Source organism: Streptomyces scopuliridis (genome assembly GCF_042790125.1).
Classification (GTDB): Bacteria; Actinomycetota; Actinomycetes; order Streptomycetales; family Streptomycetaceae; genus Streptomyces; species Streptomyces scopuliridis_A.
Genome location: NZ_JBHTZS010000001.1, coordinates 246,547 through 265,524, shown reverse-complemented (window position 1 = coordinate 265,524; position 18,978 = coordinate 246,547). Strand labels below are relative to the sequence as shown.

Here is an 18,978-nt window from a genome sequence, read left to right as displayed (position 1 = left end):
CCGGGGGCTGTGCCCCGGAAGCGACCCGGCCGTGTGGACACGAGCGGCGGGGCTGCTGACCGCCACTCGGCGAAAGTTAATGACGCACCGTCAGAAAGATGCGGCCTTAACCCCGTTGGGAGGATGTCGATGACCTGACCAAGTCGGGTGGCACGAAAGTTCGGACAGGGGGCGCTGGCCAGTTCTTTCGATGCAAGGGGTGTCTACACCGCATGACTACCACTCAGCTCTCCAGCACCGTCCCCTTCAAGGAGGTGACGGATGGCAACGGCCGTGTGTACCGGATCGGCGAGACCGACCGGGACATCATGGGCCGTCCCCGCTGGACGATGGTGCTCTTCCCGTGGATCGGGATGATGGGCATCAGTTCGTCGGAGTACGCGTTCACCTCGGCGGAGGACACTCTGCACGAGGCCCATCTATGGAGCAGCGGGCACATATTCTGGCTGATGGGCGTCTGGATATTCTTCCAGGCGGCCGTGGCCTTCCCCGCTGGGCAGCTCCGTGAGAGCGGCAAGCTGCCCGCCCGGTACGCCATGATGCTCGGCGCGCTGGGTACTCTCCTCGGCTATCTCTCACTGGCCTACGCGCCACATGTGATCGTGGCGTACATCGGCTTCGGCATGTTCAGCGGCATCGGCGCCGGTCTGGTCTATGCCACCTGTGTGAACATGGTCGGCAAGTGGTATCCGGAGCGCAAGGGAGGCAAGACCGGCCTCGTCAACGGCGGTTTCGCCTATGGCTCCGTGCCCTTCGTCTTCCTCTTCACCTCGTACATGGACCTGAGCAACTACCAGACGGTGCTGGTGATCGTCGGTGTCATCTGCTGTGCCGTGGTCGCGGTCTCCGGCTGGTTCTTCAAGGACCCGCCGAAGTACTGGTGGCCCACCGGTGCCGACCCGCTGAAGGCGTCGGACGACCCGAGGATCCGGCGCGCGCTGGAGAAGAACCCGCCGGCGGTGAAGCAGTACACACCGAAGGAAGCGGCACGCACACCCGTGCTGTGGATGATGTGGTTCTGTCTGCTCTGCACGGCCGGCATCAATATCTTCGGAATCGCGTTCCAGGTGCCCTTCGGCAAGGACATGGGGTTCGCGGGCGGGATCGTGGCCACCGCGATGTCGCTCAAGGCGATCGTGAACGGTACGGGACGCGGTGTCATCGGCTGGATCTCCGACCGGTACGGACGCCGTAACACCCTGATCTTCGTCTGTCTGGTCCTGGGCAGCGCGCAGTTCGGTGTGCTCGTCTCCGGATCCATGGGCAGCATGCCGTTCTTCCTCTTCTGCTCGATGGTCTCCGGCTTCGGCGGCGGCGCGATCTTCCCGCTGTTCGCGGCGATGACGGCGGACTACTTCGGAGAGAACAACAACGCTTCCAACTACGGAATGGTCTACAGCTCCAAGCTCATATCCGGCCTGGTCGGCTCCGGTATGGGAGCCGTCGTGGTGGCCGCCTGGGATTACGAGGGCGCGTTCATCATCGCCGGAAGCATCGGACTCGCCTCGGCCGTACTGGCGCTGTTCCTCAAGGCGCCGGGACGGCCGGACAGGAAGAAAATCGAACCAAACCCGAACCCGATTGGCCGTGAAATCGCTTAATGTCAGCAGAACCTCTTTCCGGTAGGTCCGCGTCGGCTTCGGCCGGCGCGGGCTACCGCGAAATCACAGACGAACGTGGCCGTATCTACCGCATCGGCGAGACCGACCGGCAGATACTGGGTCACTCCCGAAAGTTCATGGTGTATCTGCCATGGGCCGCCATGATGGCCATCAGCGTCTTCGAGTACGCCTTCGGATCAGCCGAAAGCGTCCTCTCGGCCGCGCATGGCTGGTCCCAGAGCAACACCTTCTGGATCCTCAGTATCTGGGTGTTCTTCCAGGCGGGTGTCGCTTTCCCGGCAGGGTGGCTGCGGGAGAAGGGGATTCTGACGGCTCGCGCCGCCACTTTGATCGGCGCCGCTCTCTCCTTCGTGGGGTTCCTCTCCATCTCGCACTTCAACAACGTGTCGGCCGCGGTCCTCGGATTCGGTCTGCTCGGAGGAGTCGGCGCCGGTCTCGTCTACGCCACCTGTATCAATATGGTGGGCAAGTGGTTCCCGGAACGCCGTGGTGGAAAGACGGGATTCGTCAACGGCGGATTCGCCTATGGCGCGGTGCCGTTCATCTTCATCTTCAACTACGCGTTCGACATCGGTAACTACCGGACGGTGCTGGACCTGATCGGGGTCTATGTCCTGGTGATCGTCGCCGTCTGCGCCCTGTTCTTCAGGGATCCCCCGCAGAACTGGTGGCCGGCGGATGTCGACCCGCTGAAGACCGCGGCGACCGGCAAGAGCGCCACGGCCCTGGCCAAGAACCCCCCGGCGGCCAGGCAGTACCGGCCCATGGAGGCCATCAGGACGGGCATGCTCCCGCTGATCTGGGTGCTGCTGGTGATCACCGCCGGTGTGTCCATCTTCGGCATCTCCTTCCAGGTACCGTTCGCCAAGGACGTCGGGTTCGGACCACTCGTCGCCGCCTCGTCGGCCGGTGTGCTGTCCGTCGTCAACGGTGTCGGCAGAGGAGTCGTCGGCTGGCTGTCGGACCTCTGGGGCCGCAAGGTCACACTGATCTTCGTGATCACGGTGCTGGGGCTGGCGCAGTTCGGCGTCCTGTGGGCGGGCAACACGAGGAACGAGATCCTGTTCCTGGTGTTCGCCTTCATCTCCGGCTTCGGCGGCGGGGCGTTCTTCCCGCTGTTCGCGGCGCTCACGCCGGACTACTTCGGGGAGAACTACAACGCCACCAACTACGGTCTCGCCTACAGCGGCAAGCTGATCAGCGGGCTGTTCGGAGGCGGGCTCGGGGCGATGGCGGTCAACTCCTGGGGCTACGACGGGGCGTACATCCTCGCCGGTGGACTCTCCCTCGTAGCGGCGGCCATGGCCATGCTGCTGCGCAATCCCGGGCAGTCGCGGGACACGAGCGCACCCCCCGTTCCACAACCGGCCGGCGGCTGACCGGTCACAGCCAGGAGGCCCGCCCCGCGGCTCGGTCCGAGCCGCGGGGCGGGCCTCCGCTGTGTGCGCCGTACGTTGTGTTCCGTACGGGCTACCGGCGTTCGCGCAGCGAGTGCAGATGCGCGGAGGACTTCTCGGCGAAGAGGATCGAGTCCACCGGCTGGTCGTGCTCCACCTGCCAGTGGTGGTCACGCCGGCCGCCGTGGGTCTTGTTCACCGCCGATATGAAGCGCCTGTAGTCGATGTCACCGTCACCGACGTCCACCATGCGGTAGCCGTCACGGGCGGCGATGTCCTCGACGCCGTCCTTCACATGGAAGAGCGGGTAACGGTGGGGCTGCTTGAGCACATAGCGCAGCGGGTCGAAGGGCGCGGGCTTGCCCTCCGGGGTCTTGCTGAAGCGGAACTGCCCCGCGAACGCCCAGTAGATGTCCATCTCCAGATAGACCAGGCTGGGGTCGGTCTCGGCCAGCAGGACATCGTAGAGCCGGACGTTCGGCTGGTCGGTGGCGAAGGAGAACTCCTCCGCGTGGTTGTGCTGGTAGAACTTCATGCCGCGCCGCTTGGCCGCGGCGCCATACGCGTTGAAGTCCGCGGCGGCCCGCTTCCAGGCGTCCACGGTCGATCCGTAACGGAACGGGCCCGAGGCCGTGCCGATGTGGTCCAGGCCCAGTTCCTGGGCGTCGTCCAGGACCTTGGTGAGGTTCTGGGCGAAGCTGTAGGCGTTGGGGTTGTTGTTGTCGTAGTAATTGACATGGCTGCCGATGCCCTTGAGACCGTGGTCCCTGGCCAGCCGCTTGAGCTGGGGCAGCGTGATCGGGCCCGCGGACCCCTGGGTGTATCCGGCGAACTCGACCTCGTCGTAGCCGAAGCGCTCCAGCTCCTCGAAGACCTTGGCGAAGCCGATCGTGGAGACCTTGTCACGCAGTGAGTAGAGCTGGATGCCGAGCCGGCCGGGGGGCAGGACGGGCTGGCCGTGTCCATGGCCGTGGCCGTTCCCGTTCCCCGTGCCCTGGGCGGCGGCGGGGGTCGCCGAGGCGCCGAGGACGGCGGCGGCGGTCGCGCCCGCGGCGACGCCGAGCATATTGCGTCTGCTCAGCTTCTGCGCGAGCTCTGGGTCGGCTGACTTCTTGCGGCTCATTGCGGAACTCCTTCTTTCAGTGCAGTCCGGCAAGCTGGAGGAGCAGGGATTTGACGTCGGTGGCCGCGACCCGGTCACCGACGGCGCGGGGGGTGGAGCACAGGATGAGCGGACCTTCGTCGTCGCTCCGCGGCAGCCGGCCGTGGCTGCCGCGGATGGGCGAGGCGTCCAGCGGGACGACCGCGAGGCGGTAGCGCATGCCGAGCTTCTTGCGGGCGATCGCCTTGGCCGCCTTGAGGCGTACGTACGGATCGAGGGGGTCCATGAACAGCTCGACGGGGTCATAGCCCGGTTTGCGGTGGATCTCGACCAGCTGGGCGAAGTCGGGGGCCCGGTCGTCGTCGAGCCAGTAGTAGTACGTGAACCACGCGTCGGGCTCGGCGACGGCCACCAGCTCACCCGAGCGGGGGTGGTCCAGACCGTGTGCCTTCTTGCCCTCGTCGTCCAGGAGTTCGTCGATCCCGGGGAGATCTTTCAGTGCCTCGCGCGTGGCGTCAAGGTCCTCGGGGCGGCGGACGTAGACATGGGCGAGCTGGTGGTCCGAGACGGCGAAGGCACGGGAGGCCATCGGGTCGAGATACTCCATGCCGTCCTGGGTGTGCACCTCAAGCAGTCCGGCCCTGCGCAGCGCCCGGTTGATGTCGACGGGCCGCGAGACGCGGGTGATGCCGTACTCGGAGAGCGCGACGACCGTACGGCCCTCCGACCTGGCGTCGTCCAGCAGCGGGGCCATGGCGGCGTCGAGCTCGGTGGCCGCCCGGTGCGAGCGCGGGTCGTCGGGGCCGTAGCGCTGGAGGTCGTAGTCGAGATGCGGCAGATAGCAGAGCGCCAGATCGGGCCGCCGGGTACGGACGATATGGCGGGTGGCGTCCACGATCCACTGCGAGGAGACGAGGTCGGCGCCGGGACCCCAGAAGTGGAAGAGGGGGAACGTGCCGAGTTTCTCGGTGAGTTCGTCGTGCAGCGCGGGCGGACGGGTGTAACAGTCGGGTTCCTTGCGGCCGTCCGCGTAGTAGACGGGGCGTGGGGTGACCGTGTAGTCGGTGTCCGCGCCCATCGCGTACCACCAGCAGATGTTGGCGACCGTATAGCCGGGGTGCGCGCGGCGGGCGGCGTCCCAGAGCTTGTCGCCGGAGACGAGGCCGTTGTGCTGGCGCCACAGCAGCACATCGCCGAGCTCCCGGAAATACCAGCCGTTGCCGACGATGCCGTGCTCGGCGGGGAGCGTACCGGTGAGGAAGGTGGACTGCGCGCTACAGGTGACGGCGGGCAGCACCGTGGAGAGCGGGGCCTGCGAACCGGACGCCGCCAGCTTCCGCAGATTCGGCATATGGGCGAGCAGCTGGGGTGTGAGCCCGACGACATCGAGCACCAGCAGCGGGGTAGGCGCCGGGGTCCCGGCCGGGGTCTCGGTCATGGCAGCTCCTTCAGCCCGAGGTCGGTCAACAGGTCGCGCGCCAGGGCGAGTTCGGCGGCGATCCCGTCGGCGAGCTGGCCGCGCGAGCGGGGGCGCAGCTCCGGCGGGAGCGCCTGCCAGGTGTAGGTCTCGACCTCCAGATGGCGGGTGCGCGGGTGCGGTCCGCCGACGAGCCGGGCCAGGGTGTCCCGGAGCACCGGGAGGGTGGAGGTGAGCGGCGGGGCGGGCGGCGCGTGCAGCGGGACATGGAAGTGCGAGCGCCAGGGGGCTCCGTCGGGCAGCACATCGCCGGCCAGCGCCTCGTCCAGATCGTCCGTGCCACGCAGCCCGGCAGCGGTGCGGGTACGGGTCTGGTGCAGGAAGCGGGGCTCGGCGAAGGAGGCGAGCGCGTCCCGTACCTCCGGCAGATGCGGGTGCTCGGCGTGCAGGGCGGCGGAGAGCTGGGCCTTGGGGATGGAGATGTGCGCGGCCTCCAGGGCACCGAGCGCGCCGGCCGGGTCCTCGAAGGAGGTGGCGAGATGGCAGGTGTCGATACAGATGCCGATCCGCTCACTGGCGATGTCGGTGAGCGGGCCGATCGCGTCGGCGGTGGTCTCGACGGTGCAGCCGGGCTCCGGTTCCAGCGCGATCCTGATGGACTTGCCGGTCAGCTCCTCCAGTGCGTCCAGCCGCTCGGCGAGCGAGGACAGCGCCTGGTGCGCGGTGCGGGCCGCGGCGGTGTCCCAGGGGGTGCGCCAGGCGAGCGGGAGGGTGGAGACGGAGCCCTCGGTGACATCGTCGGGCAGCAGCGCGGCCAGCAGCCGGGCCAGATCGCTGGTGTGGGCGAGCCGTTCGGGGTCGGTCCAGTCCGGCTTGTAGACACGGTACTTGACCTCTTCGGCGCCGAAGCCCTCGTACGGGAAGCCGTTGAGCGTGACGACCTCCAGACCGCGCCGGTCCAGCTCCGCGCGCAGCCCGCGCAGTACCGCCGGGTCGTTGATCAGGGCCTGGGCGGCGTCCTTGGCGAGCCAGAGGCCGATGCCGAGGCGGTCCCGGCCGAGGCGTCTGCGTACCGGCTCGCAGTGGTCGCGCAGTTGGGCCAGTACGCCGTCGAGGTTCTCGGCGGGGTGGACGTTGGTGCAGTACGAGAGGTGGACGGTGGAGCCGTCGGGGTGGCGGAAGCGCATGGACTCACTCCCCTCCGCGCAGAACGGAGTTGCCCTCGTGCAGGGCCTCCGGCGTGGGGACGTCCAGCTGGAGCCGGCCGCTGAGCCCGTAGAAGGCGACCGGGTTGCGCCACAGGACCTGATCGACGTCGTCCGCGCTGAACCCGGCGGCGAGCATCGCGTCACCGACCTTGCGGGTCTTGAGCGGGTCGCTGTTGCCCCAGTCCGCCGCCGAGTTGACGAGGACCTTCTCGGTGCCGTGCTCCTTGAGGACGGCGACCATCCGGTCCTCGTCCATCTTGGTGTCCGGATAGATCGAGAAGCCGAGCCAGCTTCCGCTCCGTGCCGCGTCCTTGACCGTCGTCTCGTTGAGGTGGTCGAGCAGCACCCGGTCCGGGGCGAGCGCGGACTCCCGTACGACGTCGATGGTGCGGCGCAGCCCGGACAGCTTGTCGCGGTGCGGGGTGTGCACGAGCGCGGGCAGCCCGTGGTCGGCGGCGAGTTGCAGCTGCGCCGCCAGGGCGGTGTCCTCGGCCGGGGTCATCGAGTCGTAACCGATCTCGCCGACGGCGACGACACCGTCCTTGACCAGATAGCGCGGCAGTTCACCGAGGACGGGGGTGCAGCGCGGGTCGTTCGCCTCCTTGGGGTTGAGGGCGAGCGTGCAGTGGTGGGCGATGCCGTACTGGGCGGCGCGGAACGGCTCCCAGCCGAGGAGCGCGTCGAAGTAGTCGAAGAAGCTCTCGGGTGAGGTGCGGGGCTGGCCGAGCCAGAAGGACGGCTCGACCAGGGCGCGGACGCCGGAGTCGTACATCGCCCGGTAGTCGTCCGTGGTGCGGGAGGTCATATGGATGTGGGGGTCGAAGATGCGCATCAGGACTCCTCGCCGGTCAGGGTCAACGCACGGTGCAGGTCGGCGGGTACGGGACGGCCGGCGGCGGTGCGCTCTGCCGCGAAGTCGGCGAGCATCCTGGCCAGTTCGGTGTCTCCGTGGGCACGCCTCTCCAGGCCGTCGACGGCGTCGACCGGCACACCGGTGAAGAGGCACTTGAGGACGGCGTGCCGCCAGGCGTGGGGGTCGAGATGGGCGGCGGCGTACGGACCGACGGCGGCGGCGACCAGCCGGGTGTCGTTGGTCCGCAGGGCGTCCTCGACCAGCGGCAGCGCGCCCGGTCCCGTGACGCGGTGGGGCAGGGCGAGCAGGACGGCGCGCCGCTCGGCGGCGGTGCCCCGCTGGTAGAGCCGGGTCAGGGTGGCGAGCCCGGCGCCGGCCTGCTGGAGCAGGAGGGTACGTACGGCGTCGGCGTGCTCCTGGCCGCAGTGCCGGCCGACGGCGGCGAACCGCAACTCCCATGGGGAGGCGGCAACGTTGTCGTCGTCATGGGCGGCGGTGGCCTCGGCGAGGGCGTCGTCGAGCCAGGCTCCGGCGGGCGCGTCGAGTCCGCGGAGCAGTTCCTCGCGGGTCGGGGTCATCACGACACCCCCTGGGCGCGGAGGAAGTCCAGTGAGGTACGGGCCAGTTCGGGCCCGGCGTGCGAGTGGCGGGGCAGCTCCACGACGGTCAGGCCCTCGTACCCGGTCGCGGCCAGTGCGGCGAGCACGGGCGGGAAGTCGATCTCGCCGTCCCCGAACGGGAGGTGTTCATGGACACCGCGCCGCATGTCCTCGATCTGCACATGTCGCAGCCAGGGAGCGGCGTCCCGGACGCAGTCGGCGGGCGACTCGGGCTCCAGGCACTGGCAGTGGCCGATGTCGAGGGTGAGCCCGAGCTGATCCGGGTCGCCGAGGAGATGTCTGAGCCGGTGGAAGCCGGCGATGTCCGAGACCAGATGGCCGGGCTCGGGCTCGACGGCGAGGGGGATGTCGGCGGCCTCCGCCGCGTCGAGGACCGGGCCCATCGACTCTTCGAGCCGCTTCCAGGCGGTGTCGGTGTCCGTGAGTCCCGGGACGATGCCGCTGAAGCAGTGGACGGCGTGCGCCCCGAGGTCGGCGGCGACCCGAACGGCCTTGACCAGCAGCCGGGTTCGGGCGGCGCGGTCGTCGGGGTCCGGGTCGAGCAGCGTGGGTCCGTGTTTGCGGCGCGGGTCGAGTACGTAACGGGCACCGGTCTCGACGGTGACTCCGAGGCCCAGTTCCGCCAGCCGCCGGGCGACCCGCTGGGTACGGGCGGTGAGATCGGCGGCCATGGGGTCGAGATGCATATGGTCGAGGGTGAGCCCGACGCCGTCGTAGCCGAGATCGGCGAGCAGCCCGAGAGCGTCGTCGAGGCGCAGATCGGTGAGCCCGTTGGTGCCGTAACCGAATCGCAGACTCATGTGGGGCTCACTTTCCGTGCGAACGTACGGGCCAGCGGTACGAGCCCCATGACACCGAGCGCGACCCCGACGGCGCCGCCGCGCGCGGCCAGCGCGGCCTGGAGCGGGATCATCGCCCGGATACCACCACCGACGGCGCGCTGGGTGAGCGGCGGCGACGGATTGAGGGCGGCGTGCAGCAGGGGCCGCCCGGCGGTCCCCGCGTAGACGAGAGCGAGCGCCCCGGCGAGGGCGGGGCCGGCCTGTTGGGCTGTCCGCCGCCCCCCGCCGGTGGCACGACGCGGGGCGTCGCTCACACCACCGCGCGACACGCCCCCGGCCGCGGCTCCCAGCACGCCGGTGGCCACGAGCGCGGCGAGCGGCGCGGCCGTCGAACCGCCCTGCGCCTCGCGGCGCGAGACGGTGGTGACGGCGACGGTATGCGCGCCGAGGAGCGTGGCCGAGGGCAGCGCGGCACGCAGACCGGCCCAGGGGCCGGTACCGCGCACGGCGCCCTTGCCCGCGGCCGGCGAGTATCCGCCGGTGCGGGGCGACGCGGGCAGGCGACCGCCAGGCGTCGCCGACGACGGGGTGTACGCGGGCCCCCGGCCCGGCCCCGTCGCACGGCCGCCCGTACCGGGAGACGTGCGCCCCGTGACGCCGTCGGCGGAGCCCAGAGGCACGGGATTCGCGGCATGGGGCTTCGGCAGCCCGGGGGTACGCGGCGTCCCGGACGCGGCGCGATCGCCCGCGCCAAGGGTCGGCGAACGCCCCTCCGTACGAGGCGACGTGTGCCCGGCGGCACCGCGGCCCCCGCCGTCGCTGCCGCCCGCCGTCGCCGTCGCGCCCAGCAGCAGGTCCAGCGCCCTGGCCGCGCCCATCGCCGCCGGGCCCGCCGCCGTGTGTTTCAGGCGGAGGTCGTACGACCAGACGGTGGCCGCCAGGGCCGTGCCCACCGCCAGGGCCGGCCGGCCCGCGCGGGCCGCGAGGGCGAGGCCGGCGGCCGTCAGGGCGCCCGCCGCCGCGAGGGCGGCAGGCGGGGAGATCCGGCCCGACGGGATCGGACGGTGCGGGCGGTCGATCGCGTCCTCCTCACGGTCCGCCCAGTCGTTGAGCGCCATGCCCGCCTCGTACAGGCAGAGCGAGGCGCCCACGGCGAGCGCGGTCCTGCGGTTGGGGCGCACACCGAGGGCCGCGGCCCCGGCCAGCGCGTCGCCGGGGACCGTGAACAGGGCCGAGACACGGAGCAGTTCGGCCCAGGCCCGCATCCGTCCGCGCAGGCTCACCTGGTCTCCTTCAGCCGCTCGGCGAAGGCGAGCAACTCGTCGAACTGTTCGGCGAGCGCGGCGGGGCCGCCGTCCGGATCCTTGAAGTAGAAGCCGAGTCCGGGCAGGGGCCCGCTCAGCCCGGCCTCGTGCGCGCGGGCCACCAGCCGGGCCAGGTCGAGTACGAGCGGCGCGGCCAGCGCCGAGTCGCACCCCTGCCAGATGGTCTGGAGGATCATCCGCGAGCCGAGGAAACCGTCGAACGCGATGTGGTCCCAGGCGGTCTTCCAGTCGCCGAGCGCCGGGACGTCGTCGATATGCACCTCGCCCTCGGGGGCCGTGCCGAGGGTGTCGGCCAGTACGCGTTCCTTGCCCGCGTTCTTGGCCGCCGCCGCGGCCGGGTCGGCCAGCGCCGCTCCGTCCCCGCCGCCCAGCAGGTTCGTGCCGGACCAGGCCCGTACGGTCAGGGCGCGCTGGACGAACATGGGGGCGAGCACGGAACGGAGCAGCGTCTGGCCTGTCTTGCCGTCGCGGCCGGCGTGGGGAAGTCCGCCGGCCTCGGCGGCCGCCGTGAGGGCTTCGGTGCGCAGCCCGGTGGAGGGCGTGAAGTTGACGTACGAGCAGCCGGCCCGGATCGCGGCCGCCGCGTAGAGCGAGCTGGCGGGGAGCCGTGGATCGTCCGGTGCGGGCTGGGGTTCGGTGGAGGAGACATTGACGACGACGGTGCGGGCGACGCCGGTGCGGCGCGCGAAGTCCCCGAGGTCGTCGGCGAACGAGGCGATGAGCTCCTCGTCGCTCCTGGTGTCGCCCGGCTGCGGGCCGCCGGCCCGTATCTCCCGGTCGGCGGCGGTCAGTTCGGCGTGGATCGCGGCGGGCAGTCCGTGCGGCAGCACACCCGCCGCGGTCAGCGCCTCGGCGCGTTTGGGCAGCGGACAGCTCGCCGTGTCGTGTCCGCCGAAGACGAGCGAGGAGAGTGCGGGGAGGCCCGTGTCCGCGAAGGGCGGGGTCTCGGTGACCATGCCCGTCGCGGGATGGAGCCCGGCGGTGACCGCCGCGCATCCCGCGACGGCCGTCGTCGCGACGGAGCCGCGCGCTCCGACGAACCAGACTCCGGTGCGTCCTGCAGTCGATTCCGTACGGGTCGTCGTCGCGGAACTGGTCGTCGTCACGGGGCTGCCTCCCTGCCGGTGGTGTGGTGGTTGGTGGACGGCGGGCGGGGGGTACGGCGCCTCCCCGCCCGCCGCCGGCTGACGGGCCGCCCCGTCCCAGAGGCCTCGGGCTACGAGAGGTCTCTAGGCGGAGGGCAGCTCCTTGAGCTGGATGTCCCGGAAGGACACCTGGTCGTCGGCCCCGTGGTTCTGGAGGCCGATGTAGCCGTTCTTGAGACTGCGCTCCGGATCGGTGTTGGTGAAGTCGTTGATCTTCACGCCGTTGAGGAAGATCTGCAGACGCTCACCCTGGACCTTGATCTCGTAGTTGTTCCACTGGCCCGGGGGTCGCAGGACCTGGTCCCTGGCCTTGATGTCGGCCGACTTGAAGCCGTAGACGGCTCCGGTGGTGCGGTCGGCCGCGTCCGTGGCGTCGATCTGGATCTCGTACCCCTTGTTGACCGCGGACCACGGGTCGTCGGAGGCCGGGAAGCCCACGAAGACACCGGAGTTGTCGTCCCCGTCCATCTTCCAGTCCAGCTTCAGGGAGTAGGACTTCAGCTCCTTGGCCTGGTACCACAGCAGACCCATGCCGCCCTCGGTGCGCAGTTCGCCGTCCACGACGTTGAACTTGCCCGGTCCGGCCTGCTTCCAGCCCTCCAGCGTCTTGCCGTTGAAGAGATCCCGGTAGCCGGTCTTCGGCTTGCAGTCCGCCGTCACCTGGCCGGCCGCGTACCGCAGTCCGCCGAGCAGGTGCTGCTTGAAGGCGTCGTCCGCGTACGACTCCTTGGTGTGGCCGCCGCCGGTGTAGAAGGAACGGCCGCCCTCGTACGTCTGGCACCAGGCGATCGGGTGATCGCCCTTCATGTTGCCGCCCTGGTAGGTGGTCTCGTCCAGGGTGGCGAGGACGCGGGCCTGATCCCGGGGGTTGGTGCGGTAGTTGTACCACTCGTCGGTGCGCTGCCACTCGTCGCCCAGGTGGGCGGTCGACGGGTGGTCGTGGTCCTCGACACGTACGGTGGCCGGCTGGATCTGCGGGTGGGAGTCGAAGTAGGCCCCCACCAGGCCGCCGTAGAAGCCCCAGTCGTACTCGGTGTCGGCCGCGGCGTGCACGCCCATGTAGCCGCCGCCGGTGGCGACATAGTTCTCGAACGCCTTCTGCTGGTCGGCGTTGAGGACGTCACCGGTGGTGGAGAGGAAGACCACCGCGTCGTAGCGGGCCAGGTTGTTGGTGGTGAACTGGCCGGCCTCCTCGGTGGCGTCGACGGTGATCCCGGTGGTCTTGCCCAGCTCCTTGAGCGCGGCGATGCCCGCGGGGATCGAGTCGTGGCGGAAGCCGCCGGTCTTGGAGAAGACCAGGACCCGCTTCTCGGTCCTGCCGGGCACGGCCGTGGAGAGCTGGAAGTCGTCCAGGTCGAACAGCGCTCCGGCGCCGCCCTTGAAGACCAGGAACAGTTCGGTGGTCTGCTTCGGTACGGAACGCAGCGGTACGTCGATGTCCTGGAAGGTCTCCCAGCCGCCGGTGACCGGGATCGGCGCGGAGCCGAGCAGGTTGCCGTTGGCCGAGCCCGTACGTACCTCCAGGAATCCGCCGGCGCCGCCGGAGGAGATCCGGGCGGTGAGCGTCTTGGACCCGGTCAGGTTGTACGGCTTGAAGGAGATCCAGTCGCCGTTGTCGATGTCGCCGACGGTCTTGCCGCCGTTGGCCGGTGCCTTGTCGTAGATCTTGATGCCGGAGGAGTCGCTGAAGTGCTCGGCCTGCCGGTGGCGCGGCTGGAGCTGCGCCTGGGCGTGCGTGGTGAGCGCCGCCTGGCCGCCGCCTCCGCCGTCGGTGTACTCGGCGTCGATCACACCGAAGATATTGGCGTTGGGGTCGTGCTCGGTGTCGGCGGGCGCGGTGATGGTGCCCTCACAGCCGTTGGCCGAGGTGATCGGGTGGCCATGGCTGTCGTGGCCGAGGATATAGCGGACGGTGATCTTGGAGCAGTCGATCGTCCCGTCCTCCGGGTCGGTGACCTTCACCTTGAAGGGGATGGTGTCCCCGAAGTTGAAGAGGTGCCCGTCGTTGGGGAGTTCGAGCGTCACCTTGGGCGCGGTGTTGCCGACGACGATCCGTACGGACGCGGTCGCGGTGCGCTCGGTCGGGTCGGTGACGGTGAGCCGCGCGGTGTACGTGCCGTTCTTCTTGTACGTGTACGAGGGGTTGGTCTCGGTCGAGGTGCCGCCGTCGCCGAAGTCCCACGCGTAGGTGAGGGCGTCGCCGTCGGGGTCCTGGGTGCCCGCGGAGGAGAAGGAGACCTTCAGCGGGGACTTGCCGGACGTCTTGGTGGCGGCGGCCTCGGCGATCGGTGACTTGCCGTCGGTGGAGTTCTCGATGCGGTAGAGCGCGGAGTGCTCGTCACCGCCGAACCAGGACAGGCCGTAGTCGAGTACGTAGAGCGCGCCGTCGGGGCCGAACTCCATGTCCATGGGCTGGGTGCCGGACCACGGGAACGGGTTGATCTTGTTGACGGTGCCGTCCTCGCCCTGCTCGATCCGCTTGATCCACTGGCGGCCGAACTCACCGGCGAAGAAGTCCCCGTCGTACTCCTCGGGGAACTTGACCGGGGAGTCGAGCTCGGCGTCGTAGCGGTAGACCGGTCCCGCCATCGGGGACTCGGAGCCGCTGCCGAACTCGGGCACGCTGCCGCCGTCGTACGGGATCCAGGCCGGCTGGGCCGGCGGGAGGTCCGTCAGACCCGTGTTGTGCGGCGAGGTGTTCTTGGGAGCGTCGCAGTCGAAGGCCGCGCCGGACGCCTTGGTGGCGAAGTCGTAGTCGATGAACGGGTCGTTGTCACCCGTGCAGTACGGCCAGCCGAAGTTGCCCGCCTCGGTGACCCGGGCGAATTCGACCGTACCGGACGGACCGCGGGTCGGGGACGCGGCGCCGGCGTCGGGGCCGTAGTCACCGACGTAGACGATGCCCGTCTTCTTGTCGACGGAGATACGGAAGGGGTTGCGGAACCCCATGGCGTAGATCTCGGGCCGGGTCTTCTCGGTGCCCGGGGCGAAGAGGTTGCCCTCGGGGATGGTGTACGAGCCGTCCTCGGCGACCTTGATACGCAGCACCTTGCCGCGCAGGTCATTGGTGTTGCCGGAGGAACGCTGGGCGTCGAACGCCGGGTTGCGGTCGGGCCGCTCGTCGATCGGCGTGTAGCCGTCGGAGGCGAACGGGTTGGTGTCGTCGCCGGTCGACAGATACAGGTTGCCGTCGCCGTCGAAGGCGATGTCGCCGCCCACGTGGCAGCAGAGACCGCGCGAGGCGGTGACGTCGAGGACCTTCTTCTCGCTCGCCTTGTCGAGCGTGCCGTCCTCGTTCAGGGTGAAGCGCGAGAGCCGGTTGATGCCGTCGAAGGGGGCGAAGTCGGCGGCCGTGCCGTTCTCCGGGGCGTCGCCCGCGGGGGTGTCCAGCTTGGGCGCGTAATAGAGGTAGATGGCCCGGTTCTCGGCGAAGTTCGGGTCGACGCCGACGCCCTGGAGACCCTCCTCGTCATGGCTGTAGACATCCAGCGTGCCGGAGACCATGGTGTCGCCGCCGGCGTCGGTGATGCGCAGCGTGCCGTCACGCGAGGTGTGCAGCACCCGCCGGTCGGGCAGCACGGCGAGCGACATGGGCTCGCCGACCGCGTCGGCGCCCTTCGCGAGGGTCACCTGCTGAAAGCTCTCCTCCGCGGCCGGATGGTCCGGGTGGGCGGCGGCGGGTACGGCGCTGAGGCTCGACCCTGCGAGCAGAGCGCCCGTCAGAAGTGCGAGGAAGGTTCTGGCTCGGGGGCGTTTTCTGTGCACGAAAGTCCTCCACAATGGGCTGTTCGTACGTGCGGGTTGCCAAGGGAGCGCGGAGGAGCGCTCTCACCTCCCGGGGGCGGTGCTCGTCCCGCACCGGATCCCCGGGAGAGGTGGCTGCGTCCCCGACGTGCGCCGTCACATCGGAGACCACCTGTGTCCTGTACTTATGCGGTGTACCTATGTCCTGTACATCTCAGTGGACCGTAGCTGTGTTCGTCCGGGACCGAAAGACCTTGCGCAGAGGAGAAGTTGCCTTTTTCCTCGCTCAGGACAAAGCTCTTTCCGGGCAGGCCGGACCGCCCGGCGGCGCTTTCCGCCACCGGGCTGTCCGTCCTCCCCCCGGAGCCCGATCCGGGGAAAGGCCGCTACTCGCCGCCGCCGAAGGCCGCGTCGAAGGACGCGGTCGGCGGGTCGAAGTCGAAGCGCTTCAGGTCCGCGAGGGCCTCGGGGGCGCCGGCCAGCCGGTCCATGCCCGCGTCCTCCCACTCGACCGAGATGGGGCCCTCGTACTGGATCGACCGCAGCATCCGGAAGACGTCCTCCCACGGGACATCGCCATGGCCCGCCGAGACGAAGTCCCAGCCGCGCCGCGGATCGCCCCAGGGCAGATGCGAGCCGAGCCGGCCATTGCGGCCGTCGAGGCGCTTACGGGCCTCCTTGCAGTCGACGTGGTAGATCCGGTCCCGGAAGTCATAGAGGAAGTTGACCGGGTCCAGGTCCTGCCAGACGAAGTGGCTCGGGTCGAAGTTCAGCCCGAAGGCGGGCCGGTGGCCGACCGCCTCCAGCGCCTGGTGCGTGGTCCAGTAGTCGTACGCGATCTCGCCGGGGTGCACCTCGTGGGCGTAGCGCACGCCCTCGGCGTCGAAGACGTCGAGGATCGGGTTCCAGCGCTCCGCGAAGTCCTCGTACCCCCGCTCGATCATGCCGGGCGGCACCGGCGGGAACATCGCCAGCAGATGCCAGATGGACGAGCCGGTGAAGCCGATGACCGTATTGACCCCGAAGGCCGCGGCGGCCCGCGCGGTGTCCTTGATCTCGGCGGCGGCGCGCTGCCTGACGCCCTCGGGGTCGCCGTCGCCGAAGATCCGGGACGGCAGGATGCCCTGGTGGCGTTCGTCGATGATGCTGTCGCAGACGGCCTGGCTCACCAGGTGGTTGGAGATGGCCCAGCACTTGAGCCCGTACTTGTCGAGCAGCTGGTGGCGGCCGTCCAGATAGCCCGGATCCGCGAGTGCTTTGTCGACTTCGAAGTGATCTCCCCAGCAGGCGAGTTCCAGCCCGTCGTAACCGAAGTCACGGGCGAGCCGGCACACCTCCTCCAGCGGCAGATCGGCCCACTGGCCGGTGAACAGTGTGAACGGACGTGGCATTCGGACCTCCTCCTCGATGTGATGTCCTAAGGCTGCGGCACGGGCGTGTACACGGCGTTCTTCGCCGCGCTGTCCTCCACCGCGGCGAGCACCCGCTGCACCTGGAGTCCGTCCGCGAAGGACGGCACCGGATCGGTCCCGGCGGCGACCGCCTCGACCAGATCACGGGCCTGGTGGACGAAGGTGTGCTCGTAGCCGAGCGCGTGGCCGGGCGGCCACCACGCCTCCAGATAGGGATGCTCCTGCTCCGTGACCAGGATCCGGCGGAAGCCGGAGGAGGGAGCGGGTTCGGTGTGGTCGTGGAACGACAGCTCGTTGAGGCGCTCCAGATCGAAGGCGAGCGAGCCGCGCTCCCCGTTGATCTCCAGCTGGAGCGCGTTCTTGCGCCCCGAGGCCATCCGGGTGGCCTCGAAGGAGGCCAGCGCGCCCGAGGCGAGCCGTCCGGTGAACAGCGCCGCGTCGTCCACCGTCACCGGGCCCGTCTCGCTGCCCGCCGTCCCCGAGAGACCGGCGCTCGCCCCGCTGAGTACGGGCCGTTCCTTGACGAAGGTCTCCGCGAGCGCCGAGACGCCGACCAGCCGCTCCCCCGTCAGGAACTGCGCCAGGTCGACGATGTGCGCTCCCAGGTCGCCGAGCGCCCCTGACCCGGCGCGCTCGCGCTTGAGCCGCCAGGTGAGCGGGGCCGCCGGATCGGCCAGCCAGTCCTGGAGATAGGTGACCCGGACATGGCGCAGGGTGCCGAGCCTGCCCTCCGCGATCAGCTGCCGGGCGTACGAGATGGCGGGCACCCTGCGGTAGTTGAAGCCGACCATGGCCAGCTGACCGCGCGACCTGGCGTCTGCCGCGGCCCTGACCATGGCCTCGGCCTCGGCCACCGAGTTGGCGAGGGGCTTCTCGCACAGGACGTGTTTGCCCGCCTCCAGCGCGGCGATGGCGATCTCAGCGTGGCTGTCCCCGGGGGTGCAGATATCCACCACCTGCACGTCGTCGCGCGCGATGAGCCGCCGCCAGTCGGTCTCCGCCGCGGCCCAGCCGTGTCTGTCCGCCGCCGCGCGGACCGCGTCCGCGTCACGGCCGCAGACCGCGGCGAGCACGGGGCGCATCGGCAGGTCGAAGACGTGTCCCGCCGTGCGCCACCCCTGTGAGTGCGCGGCGCCCATGAACGCGTATCCGACCATGCCGATGCCGAGTGTCGGTGGTGCACCGGCTTCCTTCTCCGACGCTTCCCTGGGGGTCATACGGAGTACTCCTCATCTCTCGCTGGTGGGGGCGGCCGTGCCAGGACCGGTCAGCTGAAGCCCTGAGGCAGGTAGTCGTCGACGTTCGTCTTGTCGACCACGGCCGAGAACAGCGTGACCTGCGCCGGGATCTCCAGCCCGGACAAACCGCTGACGCCCTTGCTCTGTCCGAGGGCGCGGGCCAGGTCGATGGCGGACGCGGCCATGATCGGCGGGTAGAGAACGGTGGCCTTGAGCACCCCGTTGTCCGCCTTGATCGCGTCCATCGCGGCCTTGGCGCCGGCCCCGCCGACCATCAGGAAGCCGTCGCGGCCCGCCTGGTCGATGGCGCGCAGGGCGCCCACGCCCTGGTCGTCGTCGTGGTTCCAGAGGGCGTCGAAGCTGGACTGCGCCTGGAGCAGCTGGGCCATCTTGGCCTGGCCGGACTCGACGGTGAAGTCGGCGGCCTGGCGCGCGACCTTCTTGATGTTCGGGTAGTTCTTGAGGGCGTCGTCGAAGCCCTTGGTGCGCTGCTGGGTCAGCTCCAGGCTGTCGGGCCCGGACAGCTCGATGACCTTCGCGTCGGGCTTGTCCTTGAGCTTCTCGCCGATGTAGTTGCCGGCGTTGAGGCCCATGCCGTAGTTGTCGCCGCCGATCCAGCAGCGGTACGCCTGCGGGGAGGCGAAGATCCGGTCCAGGTTGATGACCGGGATCCCGGCGCGCATGGCCTTCAGCCCGACCTGGGTGAGCGCCTTGCCGTCAGCCGGCAGGATGACCAGGACATCGACCTTCTTGTTGATGAGGGTCTCGACCTGGCCGATCTGGGCGGCGGTGTCGTTGGAGCCCTCGGTGATGTCCAGCGTCACGTCGGAGTAGGTCTCCGCCCGCGACTTGGCGTTCTCGTTGATGGCGTTGAGCCAGCCGTGGTCGGCCTGGGGGCCGGCGAAGCCGATGGTGACGGGCTTGCCCGGCTTGTCGGCGGAGGCGGCCTGTTCGTTGGCCGCGGGCTCCTTCTTCGGCGGCTCGTTGCTGGTGCAGGCGGTGAGGAAAGCACCCGCGCCGATGGCTGCGGTGCCGAAGAGCATTCCTCTGCGGCTGGTTTCTGGCATGACGGTTCAACCCTTCAGATAGGGCGGTACGACAGGAAGCGGGTGC

At 69.7% G+C, this 18,978-nt stretch carries 14 protein-coding genes; 2 read left to right on the top strand and 12 right to left on the bottom strand.

Going from position 1 to position 18,978, the window contains the following annotated elements:
* Positions 1 to 212: 212 nt before the first annotated feature.
* Positions 213 to 1,601, top strand: a complete 1,389-nt coding sequence (locus ACFRKB_RS00975) for an OFA family MFS transporter (RefSeq protein ID WP_383102126.1) — start codon at positions 213 to 215, stop codon at positions 1,599 to 1,601.
* Positions 1,601 to 3,001: an OFA family MFS transporter gene (locus tag ACFRKB_RS00970; RefSeq protein WP_383102124.1), complete on the top strand. Its 1,401-nt coding sequence runs from the start codon at positions 1,601 to 1,603 to the stop codon at positions 2,999 to 3,001. The genes ACFRKB_RS00975 and ACFRKB_RS00970 overlap by 1 nt, the downstream gene beginning before the upstream one ends.
* 91 nt (positions 3,002 to 3,092) lie before the next feature.
* Here the strand turns inward: ACFRKB_RS00970 and ACFRKB_RS00965 are convergent, their stop codons facing one another.
* The 12 genes from ACFRKB_RS00965 to ACFRKB_RS00910 form a co-directional block, all read right to left on the bottom strand.
* Complete coding sequence (locus ACFRKB_RS00965) at positions 3,093 to 4,142, bottom strand: sugar phosphate isomerase/epimerase family protein (RefSeq protein WP_383102123.1); 1,050 nt, start codon at positions 4,140 to 4,142, stop codon at positions 3,093 to 3,095.
* A gap of 16 nt (positions 4,143 to 4,158) precedes the next feature.
* On the bottom strand, positions 4,159 to 5,559 hold the full coding sequence (locus tag ACFRKB_RS00960) for a nucleotide pyrophosphatase/phosphodiesterase family protein (RefSeq protein ID WP_383102121.1): 1,401 nt from the start codon (positions 5,557 to 5,559) through the stop codon (positions 4,159 to 4,161).
* The gene (eboE, locus tag ACFRKB_RS00955) at positions 5,556 to 6,725 is read right to left on the bottom strand and encodes a metabolite traffic protein EboE (protein WP_383102120.1); all 1,170 of its coding nucleotides are present in this window, start codon (positions 6,723 to 6,725) and stop codon (positions 5,556 to 5,558) included. Before eboE ends, ACFRKB_RS00960 begins: the two co-directional genes overlap by 4 nt.
* Positions 6,726 to 6,729: 4 nt before the next feature.
* The gene (locus ACFRKB_RS00950) at positions 6,730 to 7,578 is read right to left on the bottom strand and encodes a TatD family hydrolase (RefSeq protein ID WP_383102119.1); all 849 of its coding nucleotides are present in this window, start codon (positions 7,576 to 7,578) and stop codon (positions 6,730 to 6,732) included.
* Positions 7,578 to 8,177: an EboA domain-containing protein gene (locus ACFRKB_RS00945; RefSeq protein WP_383102117.1), complete on the bottom strand. Its 600-nt coding sequence runs from the start codon at positions 8,175 to 8,177 to the stop codon at positions 7,578 to 7,580. The genes ACFRKB_RS00950 and ACFRKB_RS00945 overlap by 1 nt, the downstream gene beginning before the upstream one ends.
* Entirely contained in the window at positions 8,177 to 9,019 is an 843-nt protein-coding gene (locus tag ACFRKB_RS00940; RefSeq protein WP_383102115.1) for a sugar phosphate isomerase/epimerase family protein, read from the bottom strand. Before ACFRKB_RS00940 ends, ACFRKB_RS00945 begins: the two co-directional genes overlap by 1 nt.
* On the bottom strand, positions 9,016 to 10,266 hold the full coding sequence (locus tag ACFRKB_RS00935; RefSeq protein WP_383102553.1) for a UbiA family prenyltransferase: 1,251 nt from the start codon (positions 10,264 to 10,266) through the stop codon (positions 9,016 to 9,018). The genes ACFRKB_RS00940 and ACFRKB_RS00935 overlap by 4 nt, the downstream gene beginning before the upstream one ends.
* Before the next feature lie 14 nt (positions 10,267 to 10,280).
* Positions 10,281 to 11,432 carry an inositol-3-phosphate synthase gene (locus tag ACFRKB_RS00930; protein ID WP_383102113.1) on the bottom strand — a complete coding sequence of 384 codons (1,152 nt, stop codon included), beginning with the start codon at positions 11,430 to 11,432 and terminating at the stop codon, positions 10,281 to 10,283.
* 123 nt (positions 11,433 to 11,555) lie between these two features.
* The gene (locus ACFRKB_RS00925; protein ID WP_383102112.1) at positions 11,556 to 15,236 is read right to left on the bottom strand and encodes a ThuA domain-containing protein; all 3,681 of its coding nucleotides are present in this window, start codon (positions 15,234 to 15,236) and stop codon (positions 11,556 to 11,558) included.
* A gap of 365 nt (positions 15,237 to 15,601) precedes the next feature.
* Complete coding sequence (locus tag ACFRKB_RS00920) at positions 15,602 to 16,606, bottom strand: sugar phosphate isomerase/epimerase family protein (RefSeq protein WP_365972047.1); 1,005 nt, start codon at positions 16,604 to 16,606, stop codon at positions 15,602 to 15,604.
* Positions 16,607 to 16,632: 26 nt separating this feature from the next.
* Positions 16,633 to 17,844: a Gfo/Idh/MocA family protein gene (locus tag ACFRKB_RS00915; protein WP_383102110.1), complete on the bottom strand. Its 1,212-nt coding sequence runs from the start codon at positions 17,842 to 17,844 to the stop codon at positions 16,633 to 16,635.
* Positions 17,845 to 17,894: 50 nt separating this feature from the next.
* Complete coding sequence (locus ACFRKB_RS00910; protein ID WP_383102109.1) at positions 17,895 to 18,932, bottom strand: substrate-binding domain-containing protein; 1,038 nt, start codon at positions 18,930 to 18,932, stop codon at positions 17,895 to 17,897.
* Positions 18,933 to 18,978 lie beyond the last annotated feature (46 nt).

Excerpts from the sequence above, each read along its gene's own strand:
- ACFRKB_RS00945 (WP_383102117.1), bottom strand. The coding sequence starts at position 8,177 with ATGACCCCGACCCGCGAGGAACTGCTCCGCGGACTCGACGCGCCCGCC.
- eboE (WP_383102120.1), bottom strand. The coding sequence starts at position 6,725 with ATGCGCTTCCGCCACCCCGACGGCTCCACCGTCCACCTCTCGTACTGC.
- ACFRKB_RS00910 (WP_383102109.1), bottom strand. The coding sequence starts at position 18,932 with ATGCCAGAAACCAGCCGCAGAGGAATGCTCTTCGGCACCGCAGCCATC.
- ACFRKB_RS00935 (WP_383102553.1), bottom strand. The coding sequence starts at position 10,266 with ATGCGGGCCTGGGCCGAACTGCTCCGTGTCTCGGCCCTGTTCACGGTC.
- ACFRKB_RS00950 (WP_383102119.1), bottom strand. The coding sequence starts at position 7,578 with ATGCGCATCTTCGACCCCCACATCCATATGACCTCCCGCACCACGGAC.
- ACFRKB_RS00940 (WP_383102115.1), bottom strand. The coding sequence starts at position 9,019 with ATGAGTCTGCGATTCGGTTACGGCACCAACGGGCTCACCGATCTGCGC.
- ACFRKB_RS00915 (WP_383102110.1), bottom strand. The coding sequence starts at position 17,844 with ATGACCCCCAGGGAAGCGTCGGAGAAGGAAGCCGGTGCACCACCGACA.
- ACFRKB_RS00965 (WP_383102123.1), bottom strand. The coding sequence starts at position 4,142 with ATGAGCCGCAAGAAGTCAGCCGACCCAGAGCTCGCGCAGAAGCTGAGC.
- ACFRKB_RS00970 (WP_383102124.1), top strand. The coding sequence starts at position 1,601 with ATGTCAGCAGAACCTCTTTCCGGTAGGTCCGCGTCGGCTTCGGCCGGC.
- ACFRKB_RS00960 (WP_383102121.1), bottom strand. The coding sequence starts at position 5,559 with ATGACCGAGACCCCGGCCGGGACCCCGGCGCCTACCCCGCTGCTGGTG.
- ACFRKB_RS00975 (WP_383102126.1), top strand. The coding sequence starts at position 213 with ATGACTACCACTCAGCTCTCCAGCACCGTCCCCTTCAAGGAGGTGACG.
- ACFRKB_RS00920 (WP_365972047.1), bottom strand. The coding sequence starts at position 16,606 with ATGCCACGTCCGTTCACACTGTTCACCGGCCAGTGGGCCGATCTGCCG.